We start from the raw sequence: 13,618 nt of genomic DNA on the forward strand, positions 1-13,618 counted from the left end.
AAGATTCGTGCGGACCGAATCTTTTTCACAGCTTGAAATGTTCTCCCAGATATACTTTTCTCACACTTTCATTATAGATGATTTCATCAGGGTTTCCGCTAGCCAGGACTTTTCCTTCGCTGATGATATAGGCATGATCACAAATCCCCAACGTTTCCCTGACATTATGGTCTGTAATGAGCACACCGATGCCACGCTCCTTTAGGAACCCGATGATTTTCTGGATATCCAGCACGGCAATAGGATCCACACCCGCAAACGGTTCGTCCAACAGGATAAAGCGCGGCTGCGTTGCCAATGCCCGGGCGATTTCGACACGGCGTCGCTCGCCTCCGGATAAGCTGATTGCCGGATTGGTCCGTATGTGACTGATGTGCAGATCATGCAGCAGATCGTCGAGATGCTGCTGTATTTCATCGCGCGTATAATTTTTCAGTTCCAGTACTGCCCGAATATTATCGGCCACGGATAGCCGCTTGAAAATTGAAGCCTCCTGGGGCAAATAGCTCAAGCCCAGGCGCGCGCGCAGATGCATCGGCATTGGGCTCAAATCGACATCGTCCAAGGATATGCTGCCCCCATTCAGGGGTACCAACCCTACCATCATGTAAAAACAAGTGGTCTTGCCTGCGCCATTGGGGCCCAGCAGGCCGACCACTTCACCGCTGCTGACAGAAAGTGAAACGTCTTGTACCACCGTCCGGGATTTATATCGCTTTTTTAAATTAACGGCTTTTAATTCGCTCATTTTTTGAGATCCGGGCGTTAGTCGATTTCATTCATCTTTTTCAGCGTCTGGTTTCGGCTCCTTCTTCTTCGGCTGGATGATCAGCCTCACTCTCCCCTCGGATTGGCTCTGGGCACTCGTATCGTTGTTCCCGGTCACCTGAAAAAACTCATTCAGTGCATCGTAAGAAATATAATCGCCATGCACTTCATCCTGGCCACGTCTCAGTCTCGCCTTCTTGAAGAGTTGCACCTTATCCGCCTTGGCGTCATATTCCATGCGCTCGCTCCAACCCTCGACGTACTCATCCTTGCCATCACGCTTTTGACGAAAACTGGCAAGATTACCGAAAGCCGTGGCGTGCTGGAAACCGCTGGCATCTTCTTTCACGGTCATCTTGTCGGCACGGATAATCAGCGTGCCCTGCGTGAGGACTACGTTACCAATGAATGTAGCAAGCTTGTTGGCATCCTGGACAGTGGCCCGGTCAGACTCCAGATGAACCGGTTTATCGCTATCGGCCCGTTCCGCCAGCACGGGTCCTGTAAACAGCAGGGAAGCAAAAAATACAGTAAAAAATATCCCGCCCCGAGCGATGTTCGCAGCGGTTGCCGTGGAATTCGCATGGCACCTACTCTGGGGTTCCCTAGCGGGCATTGTCATGAATAACTCTTACGCGTGAGAACAACTGAGTGATATTGGTGCGGCTGTTCATTTCCATGCCGACTGCGTTGATAACAGATTTTTTTTCGGTAATAACCACGGGTTTATCGGTTCTGGCGATGTCATCATCCGGAATCAAGTGCAACAAGCTGGTCGTCATGGTTGTCTCGCTCCTGCCTTTGGCAGCGTTCCTCAATACCATAACGTTACCCGTAAGATAAATGTCTTCGTTATTGCTGGACATCTTCGCTTTGTCCGCTTTTATTTGCAGCGCCGGTTTACCGGGTTCGGTGTTGATAAAAAGGGGTTGCTCCAGATCAGTGGTATCGTCGTCCGGGTAATGCACCATTTCCTTCGCAACGAGCGTGTGGCGCGCGAAACCATCCTGATCCATGCGAGTGGCCGAGAAGTTTTCCATCCTGTAATCGGGGGTACGGCCAATTTCGTTGTCTTGTGCCGGAGAAGGTGTTCGTGCCGACTGGCTCAGCCAGAATGACAGCGCTGCGAGCAGGGCGAGTAGAATGAGGGGAAGCCCGGGAAACAGGCGGACGATCATTTAAGGTACATCGCCAATTGCGCGTTGAGGGTATCCTGAGCCTGCATGACCATTTCGCATACTTCGCGTACCGCGCCGCGCCCGCCCTCGAGACGCGTAACGTAATGTGCATGCTTCTTCACCAGAGAAGGCGCGGCAGGTACGGTGAGCGCAAGACCGCAACGTAACATCACCGGTAAATCTATCAGGTCATCCCCCATATACGCACACGCCGAGGCATCCAGGTCCTGTTCCTCCAACAGCGTCTCGAATACAGGCAATTTGGTTTTTGCCCCCTGATGAACGACGGTCACGCCCCAATCTTTTGCCTTCAGTTCGACGCAGCGCGATTTTCTGCCAGTGATCAGCGCGATTTTGACGCCGCTTGCCTTGAGCATTTTCAGACCATGACCATCATGACTATTGAATGCCTTGATCTCCTCGCCGCCATCTGTCAGATAGAGAGTGCCGTCGGTAAGGACTCCGTCCACATCGAAGATAACCATGCGTATCTTCCTGGCCCTTTCCTGTATGTGTTCCATCAATATTACAACGGCCGATTGCGCGGCCGACCTGAATAAATAATTGATTTTTCTTGATTTGAAACAAGCAGCGTACCGCCGTCAAGATCATATAGGTCTCGTATCTTGCAATGCGTTCTCCCTGCCTCCCCCTCTTGACGCGGCATATGGCATTTGTCCAAACCATCCTGTTGGGATAGATGGTGCGCGCGAAGAAGATCTGGATGAAGACTTCTCGCTCCAGATAATTCTGCCTATAGATATTCCGGAATCGAATGAATGCCGCAGGCGCATAAACGTGGCAATCCGACAGTCATCTCAGCGACGGCTCGCCATATTCCAAAGGAGATAAACATCCCCCACTGGAGAATAAAATTATACCCGATAAGAACCGGCACCAATAAACCGGCTGAGCTCTTTATCTTTCACTCCTGCGAAATCGAAAACGCTATGAATATGACAACAAGGAAGCGGGACGGTTCGCCGTATAGCGCCGGCGCTGTACGGCTGCGCGCAAGACGTTTGCTCATGTAAAAAGATTTTACGGTTCCTGACCGCGATTAATTTTTAGGGAGCGGAAATACTACCGACTCAACCACGCCGCTCAATTCCTCTACGACCACGTCTCTTCCCGCTTGTCCTGCTCCTATCTGTCTTAGCCGTGAAATTACCTCCTGCACCAGCACTTCGGGCGCTGAAGCGCCAGCGGTGATACCGATCTGGTCTTTTCCTTCCAGCCATTTCTCCTGCAATTGCTCGGCACGATCTATCATATAAGCGTCTACGCCGGCATTTCTCGCGACTTCACACAAACGGTTGGAGTTAGAGCTATTGGGTGAGCCGACAACAATGACGAGATCACACTGCTTGACCATCATTTTTACCGCATCCTGGCGATTTTGCGTCGCATAGCAAATATCGTCTTTTTTTGGTCCGGTAATTTTTGGAAAGCGCTTTTTCAAAGCCTTGATCACTCGCGTCGCATCATCCACCGACAAGGTCGTCTGGGTAACATACGCCAGATGAGTCGGGTCTTTGACCACCAAATTCTCGACATCCTCTTCTGTTTCCACCAGGTACATGCAGGGACCATCTCCTTCGGCCTGACCCATCGTGCCTTCAACCTCCGGATGGCCCGCATGGCCGATCATGATAATTTCTCTCCCCTGTTCCCGCATCTTTGCCACTTCAATATGAACTTTGGTCACCAGCGGGCAAGTGGCGTCGAACACTTTGAACTGTTGCGCCTCGGCTTCTCGCCGCACCTCATGGGAGACTCCGTGCGCACTGAAAATCAGGATACTGCCAATGGGTACTTCGTCGAGATTCTCGACAAATACAGCGCCCTTTTTTTCCAGGTTCTCCACCACGAAACGGTTGTGCACCACCTCGTGGCGCACGTAAATGGGCGCACCATGCATTGTCAACGCACGTTCGACGATTTCGATCGCGCGATCGACGCCAGCGCAGAAGCCACGGGGGTTAGCAAGTAATACCTTGATCATTGTTCATTCTCCATAAAAACGATTCCATCAAGTAGCCGCTGCCGGCATATCGTTTGTTGTTCAGCGTTCATTTAACCTAAATCCGGTAGTTGGACAGGGGGAAGTGTACGATTTTTGCGGTGCAAGGCAAGGCGCAACGACGCGGAATGGTCGTTCCATTCCAAGAAGTTGCAACGCAGCCATGTGCCCCAAAAACTGTGCAATTCACCTCGTAGCGCCCTCACCCAAAAGGTGAGTGTCAAATAACATGAAATATTGTTATTAATCATAACACTGATATATCAAATGAGCGGTCAACTACCGGATTTAGGTTTATGGCACATACGCGGACGCATGCGCGGATAGGGAAATCGGTAATCCATGCAAAAAGCCGAACCGTTATTTTAGCAGCCTGTCGGACTTGAAGGAAATCGGCTGCAAAAGCGTTTGGCCGGTTCCGCTTTATATTAAGCGTTTGAAAACCTGTGCGTATCATTGACCGATCATTACCTCACCGCACCCTCTTTTTTTCCTGGCTTGACCGGACGCTCTCCAACTGTGCACATACGGTTCTCGCAGCCTGCAATATGCGCAGCGTCTGGCGATGCAAGAGATCCGGGTGCACGAAAAACAAATGATTGCCTCGGACAGCCCGGATATGCGGGAATCGACGAAACAGCGCCTCTACCCCCGTTTCAGCCGACCCCAACGGTACACTGCTGATGATGGCATGAGGGTCAGCTTCCAGCAGATTTTCCGCAGATATCACAGGCGTTATAGAAGACGCGGACTCGAAAATATTGATGCCGCCACAAATGTTGATGATATCGCTGATGACATGTTCACCGTTCACCGTCATCAGCGGCTGATGCCAGATTAACTGAAATACGCTGATTTTACGCCGGTCGCCATAATTACGCTTGATTTGCTGCAATTCCTCTTCATAAGCGCTTGCCGCAGGTTCCGCTTGCGCTGCCGTTCCCGTCAGCTTGCCGATCGTCCGCAACAATCGTGGAATGTCTTCCAGTCGGGTTGCTTCAACGGCAAAAACGGTCAGGCCTAATTTCTCCAGTTTCTCGATATCGGACCGCCCATTACCGCTACGCCATGCAATCACGAGATCTGGCTTGAGTGCAATGATTCTCTCCAGATCGAGACTGGAAGAATCGCCAACGTCAGGAACAGATTTGGCCGCGTCGGGAAAATCGCTGTAGCGGCTGGCGCCCACGAGTTTATCGCCGGCCCCGGCTGAGAATACCAGTTCGGTAATATTCGGGGAAAGCGAGATGATACGGTTGGCGAATCGATCCAGGCGGATAGCGTGCCCCCGATCATCGACCAGGCTGATTGGAAAAGTGGAGGACGCGGAAAGCGACGAGGTTTTCTCTGCAGTTTGAACAACGCCGGCGATACCGATGGAAGCCGGCATCCATCCTGAAAACACAAGCAGCAGTATTAAAACATGGCGCCGTATTTGTTTTACGGGACATAGGAAGGTAAAAGTGAGCAGGCTTCCGAAGCGGGTGCTCACAGTCCGGGATTTTTAGACAATTCCTTGAAAAGAAGACGAGGGGAGGAAGCTATTCACCCTCCTGATAACGTCCAGCCAGGGCCACACGCTGCTCGTACGCTTCGCGCGCTATCCGTACGTCTTCCAGAAAAAAAGGCAGTTCCCTGATCAGCATTGCCTGCGGCCCATCTACCAGCGCTTTCCCCGGCACAGGATGAAAATCCACCAGCACCATATTGGCGCCTGCGATCACCCCCTGTGCTGTCACGTGCATGATATCAAGTATGCCATCGGGCGAAGACGCGCGCAGGCCGACGGAATGCGAGGGGTCGATGCAGACCGGCATGCGCGTGAGGCGCTTGACTACCGGTACATGCGCAAAATCCACGAAGTTACGATGCGGATCCGCCATGTTGGTTTTCATGCCCCGCAAGCCAAAGACGACTTTGCGATTACCCTCGGAAGCCAGGTATTCCGCAGCGTTCAATGATTCATCCAGCGTAATGCCAAAGCCGCGTTTGAGCAATACCGGAAAATCCTGCTGGCGCCCGACGATTTTCAGCAATTCGAAATTCTGGGTGTTGCGCGTTCCTATCTGCAACATGACGCCGGTGGAGTTGCCCGTCCGGTAAAGGGCCTCGCAAATCTCTTCCACGTGAGACTCATGAGTAATCTCCATGGCGATCACTTTGATGCCATATTTCCCCGCCAGTTCGAAGACATAAGGCAAACAGGCCTTGCCATGGCCCTGAAACGAATATGGGCTGGTGCGCGGCTTATAAGCGCCCATGCGCGTGCATACCTGGCCATTATCCCGTAACGCCTGCATCATCAACTCGACATGCTCCAGCGTATCCACGGCGCATAGTCCGGCGAAAACGTTAAGCGTATCCTGCCCGAAGCGCACGCCGTTATAATCGAAATGGGTAGGCCTGTGGTCGTCCTTGTGCCGGCCGAGAACACGATACTCCTCCGAGATCCGGACTACCTGCTCGACGCAAGGCAGATTTTGCATGTCCTCGATCAGCAGGGCCTTGGTGTTTCCGATCAGATAAACTTCGGTAAGCGCCTGCTCGACCCCTACTTCAGTGTGCACACGCGTGGAAATACCGGGCAGATTGGCAAGATGACCCAACAACTGTTTGAATTCGGGAGTATCAGGCCGAGTATCCGGGCTCAGGACAAGAATCATGGAATGGTATCGGGTGTCGACAAACCGGCGGGCGCGAAAAGGGGTAGCGCTAAAGGCGTGGCGTGTGGGAAAAGTGGAATTCTAACCGAAAAAACCCACCCTTGCCATTCAATCGAATATGGCGTTTAATGATTTTTTCGTGGCATCACCAACCTCTCCTTAACCCGGATATTTCATAAATTCGCGTGATGATTGCGCAGGATTTTGTTTTGTAGGGGGATTTTGTGAAAGAGTGGCGTAGTTATTCATACGCCCGACTGAACGAAATTTTCATACGAAACAAAAGACCAGCAAGGGCGCGCGTCAATTTATGAAACATCCGGGTTAAATCCGAAAATTTACAAAAAAGGCACAAAATGGCCTGTGGTCGCCGTGCGATCAAGAATATGAGCCGTCCTCGCCTCGTTTACCCGTGACAGAACAAAGCGTAAAACTTGAAAGGCCTGAAGTCGCCACCTTTCCCCCAGTGATTTTTCTGATGGGGCCTACCGCAAGCGGCAAAAGCGGTATAGCGGTGGAAATCGCCCGGCACTTCCCCGTGGAGATCGTTAGCGTGGACTCCGCCCAGGTCTTCCGGTACATGAATATCGGCACCGCTAAACCCGACGCCGAATCCATGGCATCCCTGCCACACCATCTCATCGACCTGATCGAGCCGCATGAGTGTTATTCCGTCGCTCAATTTGTCGATGACGCGCTTGTCGCAATGCGCGAAATTACGGAACGAGGCAATATTCCATTGCTGGCGGGCGGCACGATGCTTTATTTCAGGATGCTGCTGGAAGGCCTTTCCGCGCTCCCTTCCGCGAATAGCAGCCTGCGCCAGCGGATCGAAGCCAAAGCCGAACAGAACGGTTGGCACGAAATGCACAATGAGCTGTTACAGCTTGACCCGGCCAGCGCGGCGCGAATCAAGCCTACAGACAGCCAGCGCATCCAGCGTGCGCTGGAAGTGTGTTATTTAGCCGGCAAACCCATGTCGGAAATTCTGAAGAAGCCCAGAAATGCCTGCCTTCCCTATCGCGCGATCAAGATTGCCCTGATTCCCGGCGACCGGAGCGCACTGCATCAGCGCATTGCACAACGTTTCGAGACGATGCTCAAGCTGGGATTAATCGATGAAGTTCGGGCAATCCGTGATAAATTCTGCCTGAACGATGCAAACCCTTCGATGCGTTGCGTTGGGTATCGGCAAGCATGGATGTATCTGGAAAAGGAAATCAATGCGGCGACAATGCGCGAAATGGCGTTGGTCGCTACGCGGCAACTCGCAAAACGGCAACTCACCTGGCTGCGTTCCATGAAAGGGGTGCGGGAATTCGATTGCCTGGCGGAAAATTTGCCGGAACAGGTGCGCGGTTACCTCGCAGACACTGGCTTAAAAGCTGCGTCGGTTTCATAATCATGGGGCTCGTTACATCTCATTTTAATTTTTTTGGATCCATTCTGATAAGGAAAACAAAATGAACGATAGGCATAAGCTGGTTATCTGGACATTGATCCTCATCGGCGCCTTGTCCACCGCGGGATGCGGAAAATCGGAGGAAAGGGTGCATGAGTCCTGGGTGGCGCCTCCAACCGCAGAGGGAGTGGACGACAGCACTCTCAACAGTACAATAAAGGCGGCGCTATTGGCCGATCCCGATGTCAGGCATCTGGATGTCAGGGTAGAGGCACATAATGGCGAGGTCATGCTGAGCGGTATCGTGGATAATCAGACGCAGATGGATCGTGTCAATATGCTCACCTGGATGGTGGACGGCATCAAGAAGGTGGATAATAAGATGAGCTTGCGAAGCGGTGGAAGCGAGACTGCGGCCGCGGCTGATTGATCTCATCCGGCACCCATAAAAATACTCGGGTACAGCTATTGCAGACCTACGCAGGAAAACTATCTTGAGCGCTGCCCTGCTTACGACGCTGGTTCTGCTTATTGGCGTTATTTTTTTCGTCCCACCCGTTCGCCGCGCGCTTATTTCGAACCGGCTGCTTAAAGTTTTTCGAAAAATCCTGCCGAAGGTTTCCCAAACTGAACAGGAAGCGCTGGACGCCGGAACCGTGTGGTGGGATGGCGAGTTGTTCAGCGGCAAGCCAAACTGGAACAAGTTGCTGGCTTATCCCAAACCCAGGCTCAGCGTGGAGGAAAAAGCCTTCCTTGCCGGTCCGGTCGAGCAGTTGTGTGCCATGCTGGACGAATGGCATATTACGCGCGAGCTGTATGATCTACCACCGCACGTCTGGCAATTTATCAAGGACAACCACTTTTTCGGCATGATCATTCCCAAGGACTATGGCGGCCTTGGTTTTTCAGCACTGGCGCATTCCGAAGTGGTCATGAAGATCAGCTCGCGGAGCGGCACGGCGGCGGTGTCGGTAATGGTGCCGAATTCGCTGGGGCCGTCCGAGTTGCTGTTGCAGTATGGCACCGAGGCGCAAAAGAACCATTATCTTCCGCGCCTGGCAAAGGGGCTGGAGGTGCCGTGTTTTGCACTTACCGGGCCTGATGCGGGGTCGGATGCGGGGGCGATACCCGATTTCGGCATTGTCTGCCATGGCGAATTCAACGGCGACGCAGATGTGCTCGGCATGAGGGTCACCTGGGAAAAACGCTACATCACACTCGGCCCGGTAGCGACGCTCCTCGGACTTGCATTCAAACTGCAGGACCCGGATGGATTATTAGGCGACCAGAAAGACCTCGGGATTACGCTGGCGTTGATCCCCACCAATACGCCGGGCGTCAATATCGGCCGGCGCCATTTTCCGCTCGATGCGGCTTTTCAGAACGGCCCCAACTCGGGAAAAGACGTCTTCATCCCGATGGAATGGGTAATCGGCGGACGCGAAGGAGTGGGTAGCGGCTGGCGTATGCTGATGAACTGTCTTGCGGTGGGGCGTTCGATCTCGCTGCCCGCGACCAGCACCGGCGCGGCCAAGCTGGCCGCACGCACCAGCGGAGCTTACGGCAGAGTACGGGTGCAATTCAAGACGCCGATTGGACGCTTCGAAGGCGTTGAAGAAGCGCTGTCCCGCATCGGTGGCAATACATACATGATGGATGCGGCACGGATGATGACGGCGGGAGCAGTCGATTTGGGCGAAAAGCCCTCGGTCATCTCGGCGATCGTCAAATATCATCTTACCGAGCGCGGGCGCCAGGCGATAAACGACGCGATGGACGTGCACGGCGGCAAAGGCATTTGCCTGGGACCCAGCAATTACCTGGGACGCAACTATCAGCATATCCCTGTCAGCATTACGGTAGAGGGCGCCAATATCCTTACGCGCAATATGATTATTTTCGGTCAGGGGGCAATACGCTGCCACCCCTACCTGCTGGAAGAAATTCGCGCAGCCAGTAATAGCGATACCGTGCGTTCTTCAGTGCAATTCGACAAGGCATTGTGGGGACACATTATCTTTACGGTCGGGAACGGTTTGCGTTCCTTGCTGCATGGACTCACCGGCGCATCTCTCGCCAGTGCGCCGGGTAGCGTGGGCACTGAAATGCAGCGTTATTACAGTCAATTGACGCGTTTCTCCGCCGCATTCGCTTTTCTCGCCGATATCTCCCTTCTGGTTTTGGGTGGAGCGCTGAAACGCAAGGAAAGGCTTTCTGCCCGGCTTGGCGATATTCTCAGCATGCTTTATCTATGCTCGGCGGTACTCAAACGCTTCAAGGATGACGGCAGGCCCGCAGCTGATTTACCGCTGGTGCACTGGTCTGTTCAGGATGCGCTTTACCGTATGCAGGAAGCATTTGACGGCGTGCTGGATAATTTTCCTGGTCGTATTCTCACGGCGCGCCTCCTGCGGTTTGTGGTGTTTCCGCTGGGCAAACCATTCTCGCCGCCCTCGGATGAGCTAGGGCATCAAATCGCCACACTGATGCTGACACCGGGAGAAGCGCGAGACCGCCTGACCGCGGGTATATATATGCCTACCTCCGCCGACGAGCCGCTCGGCATGCTGGAACAGGCGCTTCAGTGCGCGGTCGTGTGCGAAGCAGTTGAAATGAAGTTACGCGCCGCCGTCAAGGCAGGCCGGATTCCCCCTCAGGACGATGAAAAAATCGCGGAGGCGCTCAAGCAGAGAGTTATCTCCACGACCGAACTGGAGCTGATGGGAAAGATGAAATCCATGCGCCGCCGCGTGATCATGGTGGATGATTTCCCACCGGATTTTGGCCGCGCATCAGGCGGGACACCAGAAACTGCGTCGGCCCAATCGGTGTATGAGGCGGGACGATGAAGCCGTTAACCTATCGGGTCCAACGAAAATACATCGGGTGAAAGCCGATGATCCTAAATCCGGTAGTTGACCGCTCATTTAATATATCAGCGTTATGATTAATAACAACATTTCACATTATTTGACGCTTACCTTCCGGGTGAGGGCGCTACGGGGTGAATTGTACTTCTCCCCGTCCAACTACCGGATTTAGGATAATGCAAACCAAGCAGCGTAATCTTACAGATGTTATCCCGGTGGAAACCGCCCGAACCCTCGACGGGTTATTCCGCGAGCGAACACGTCGCTCGCCCGAGGCGGTAGCCTATCGGGATTACGACCGCTCCAGCGGTAAGTGGCGCGACCTCACCTGGAAACAGATGGATGAACGCATCGCGCACTGGCAATCTGCGCTCACGCGAGAAAAACTTCTGCCTGGCGACCGGGTTGCGGTGATGTTGCGAAACTGCCCGGAATGGGTGATATTCGAGCAAGCCGCACTAAGGCTGGGACTCGTCGTCGTGCCACTTTATACAGCCGACCGCCCCGAGAACGCTGCCTACATCTTGCGCGACGCGGGTGTTAAAGTTTTATTGCTCGAAGAACTGGCCCAATGGCAAGCGTTTCATGAAGTACGGGGTCAGATTCCTCATCTGCTGCGCGTCATTACGGTTCAAGGAAGCCCTGGAGAAAAAGACGATGGCCTCGTGCTTGCCCTGTATGACTGGCTGCCAGACTGGCCGTTGGACGATTCGCAGGGAAAAGCCGAGGAAGTGGAGGATGCAAGCCGCGATCAGCATCAACTCGCCACCATCATATACACCTCCGGCACCTCCGGCCGGTCCAAGGGGGTGATGCTGAGCCATTACAATATACTTGCGAATGCGCATAGCTGCCTGCAAGTGGTGCCCATCGGACAGGACGATCTGCTGCTTTCATTTTTGCCGCTGTCGCACACGTTTGAGCGCACTGCCGGCTATTATGCTCCGATGATGCGCGGTGCAACGGTGGCATATGCCCGCTCGGTTCACCAGCTGCAAGAGGATCTTTTGATCATTCGACCCACTATTCTTATTTCCGTCCCGAGAATTTATGAGCGGGTCTATGCGGGCATTCATGCCAAGCTGGCGGAAGGTTCGGCTTTGAGCAGAAAACTGTTCAATCTGGCGGTTGATATTGGCTACAGCCGCTTTGAGTATCAGCAGCGACGGAGTCCCCGACTTTTTTCTCACCTATTGTGGCCACTGCTGGAAGCCCTGGTGGCGAAGAAGGTGATGAGCAAGCTGGGTGGGCGCCTGCGCGAGGCGATGAGCGGCGGCGCGGCGTTACCGACAGAAGTTTCACGGATATTCATCGGTTTGGGCCTGCCCATCCTGCAAGGCTACGGCATGACGGAGACCAGCCCGGTCGTATGCTGCAACACCATGGAGGACAATCTTCCGTCGAGCGTGGGGCGTCCCATCCCGGGGGTAGAGGTGAAACTCGGCCCGGACGATGCCTTGCTGATTCGCGGCCCCAACGTCATGCTAGGTTACTGGAACGATCCGGTAGCCACCGAGGCAATAATGACGCCCGACGGGTGGCTCAATTCCGGCGATATCGCGCGCATTGATGAGCAAGGCCGGGTGACCATCACTGGCCGCCTGAAGGAAATCATCGTGATGTCCACCGGCCAGAAAATTCCGCCTGCGCCCATGGAAGCGGCGATTCTGCATGATTCGCTGTTCGAACAGATAATGCTGATTGGAGAAGGTCGTCCGTATTTAAGCGCACTGGTGGTTCTGAACGCCCGCAATTGGGAAAGTATTTCGGCGCAGTATAATCTTGATAGCGATTTACGCCGTTTGTCGCAAGACCAGAAGCTCGAAGAAATCCTCGTGGAACGGATCACCCGCCAAATAAAAGGGTTTCCCGGCTATGCCAAAATATATCGCGTGGCGCTGGCGCAGGAGCCATGGACTGTCGAGAACGATATGCTCACGCCTACGTTGAAGCTGCGCCGCTCGCAGGTGTTGAATCGTTACCAAGCCGAGGTGAGCAGGTTATATGCGGGGCATTAGGGACGTGCCCGTAAGTCACCCGGAATGCGAGAGATTGGCGCCAAAGCAGGTCGAGCTGCGCTCGACGATCGAAAAATGATATTGGGCGATAGCCTGACCGGCCAAAGCCGGTGGTTTAAACCTTGGAATAGAAAATGAATATGAACGTAGAAAGTCACACATCACTGCCCGAGGGGCTCGATCCGATACTGCGCCTGGTGCCGATGCCGACAGACACGAATTATGCCGGGGATGTTTTCGGCGGCTGGATCATGGCTCAGGTGGACATTGCCGGAAGCCTTCCGGCAATACGCCGGGCTCGCGGGCGTGTGGCCACGGTAGCGGTGAATTCCTTCGTATTCAAACAACCCGTATTCGTCGGGGATATCGTGAGTTTTTATGCCGAGATCGTCAAGGTAGGCCGAACTTCCATAACGGTGGAGGTTGCCGTCTATGCACAGCGGGGTCTTCGCCACGGAATTGATGAAATATGCTGCCGAGTGACCGATGCGGTCCTGACGTATGTCGCCGTGGATGAAAATCGCAAACCGCGCGTCGTTCCGCAGGAATAACGTACATTCAAAAAACTCGCGATTCTTGCAGTTCATTTGCCGACCCGGATTCCGAAAACAAGCTTAGCGGAATAATATTCAAAAAATTGTTCTCGCCGGGCAACCGGTAATACGATACTTTGACGTAATGGAATGAGAAGGGTAA

12 protein-coding genes are annotated in these 13,618 nt (G+C 53.5%); 5 read left to right on the plus strand and 7 right to left on the minus strand.

Going from position 1 to position 13,618, the window contains the following annotated elements:
* Positions 1 to 25: 25 nt before the first annotated feature.
* The 7 genes from lptB to F822_RS07670 form a co-directional block, all read right to left on the minus strand.
* Positions 26 to 748 (minus strand): LPS export ABC transporter ATP-binding protein, encoded by a 723-nt coding sequence (gene lptB / locus F822_RS07640; RefSeq protein ID WP_025041450.1) that lies wholly within the window; start codon positions 746 to 748, stop codon positions 26 to 28.
* A gap of 27 nt (positions 749 to 775) precedes the next feature.
* Entirely contained in the window at positions 776 to 1,390 is a 615-nt protein-coding gene (gene lptA / locus F822_RS07645; protein ID WP_231623398.1) for a lipopolysaccharide transport periplasmic protein LptA, read from the minus strand.
* On the minus strand, positions 1,374 to 1,946 hold the full coding sequence (lptC, locus tag F822_RS07650; protein WP_025041452.1) for an LPS export ABC transporter periplasmic protein LptC: 573 nt from the start codon (positions 1,944 to 1,946) through the stop codon (positions 1,374 to 1,376). The genes lptA and lptC overlap by 17 nt, the downstream gene beginning before the upstream one ends.
* A complete protein-coding gene (locus tag F822_RS07655; RefSeq protein ID WP_025041453.1) occupies positions 1,943 to 2,467 on the minus strand; it encodes a KdsC family phosphatase in 525 nt (174 codons plus the stop codon). Before F822_RS07655 ends, lptC begins: the two co-directional genes overlap by 4 nt.
* Positions 2,468 to 3,006: 539 nt before the next feature.
* Positions 3,007 to 3,951, minus strand: a complete 945-nt coding sequence (gene ispH / locus F822_RS07660; RefSeq protein ID WP_025041454.1) for a 4-hydroxy-3-methylbut-2-enyl diphosphate reductase — start codon at positions 3,949 to 3,951, stop codon at positions 3,007 to 3,009.
* Positions 3,952 to 4,441: 490 nt separating this feature from the next.
* Positions 4,442 to 5,359 carry a helical backbone metal receptor gene (locus F822_RS07665; RefSeq protein WP_025041455.1) on the minus strand — a complete coding sequence of 306 codons (918 nt, stop codon included), beginning with the start codon at positions 5,357 to 5,359 and terminating at the stop codon, positions 4,442 to 4,444.
* Between the two features lie 151 nt (positions 5,360 to 5,510).
* Complete coding sequence (locus tag F822_RS07670) at positions 5,511 to 6,632, minus strand: 3-deoxy-7-phosphoheptulonate synthase (protein WP_025041456.1); 1,122 nt, start codon at positions 6,630 to 6,632, stop codon at positions 5,511 to 5,513.
* 478 nt (positions 6,633 to 7,110) lie between these two features.
* Here F822_RS07670 and miaA point away from each other — a divergent pair, with 478 nt between their 5' ends.
* From miaA to F822_RS07695, 5 genes are all read left to right on the plus strand, one after another.
* A complete protein-coding gene (gene miaA, locus F822_RS07675) occupies positions 7,111 to 8,034 on the plus strand; it encodes a tRNA (adenosine(37)-N6)-dimethylallyltransferase MiaA (protein ID WP_025041457.1) in 924 nt (307 codons plus the stop codon).
* A 61-nt stretch (positions 8,035 to 8,095) separates the two neighbouring features.
* Entirely contained in the window at positions 8,096 to 8,464 is a 369-nt protein-coding gene (locus F822_RS07680; protein WP_025041458.1) for a BON domain-containing protein, read from the plus strand.
* A 64-nt stretch (positions 8,465 to 8,528) separates the two neighbouring features.
* Entirely contained in the window at positions 8,529 to 10,883 is a 2,355-nt protein-coding gene (locus F822_RS07685; protein ID WP_025041459.1) for an acyl-CoA dehydrogenase, read from the plus strand.
* A 197-nt stretch (positions 10,884 to 11,080) separates the two neighbouring features.
* Positions 11,081 to 12,922: an AMP-dependent synthetase/ligase gene (locus tag F822_RS07690; RefSeq protein ID WP_025041460.1), complete on the plus strand. Its 1,842-nt coding sequence runs from the start codon at positions 11,081 to 11,083 to the stop codon at positions 12,920 to 12,922.
* A 134-nt stretch (positions 12,923 to 13,056) separates the two neighbouring features.
* Positions 13,057 to 13,473: an acyl-CoA thioesterase gene (locus tag F822_RS07695; RefSeq protein ID WP_197272800.1), complete on the plus strand. Its 417-nt coding sequence runs from the start codon at positions 13,057 to 13,059 to the stop codon at positions 13,471 to 13,473.
* Positions 13,474 to 13,618 lie beyond the last annotated feature (145 nt).

The sequence above is a fragment of the Nitrosospira briensis C-128 genome, assembly GCF_000619905.2.
In the GTDB taxonomy this organism is placed as follows: domain Bacteria; phylum Pseudomonadota; class Gammaproteobacteria; order Burkholderiales; family Nitrosomonadaceae; genus Nitrosospira; species Nitrosospira briensis.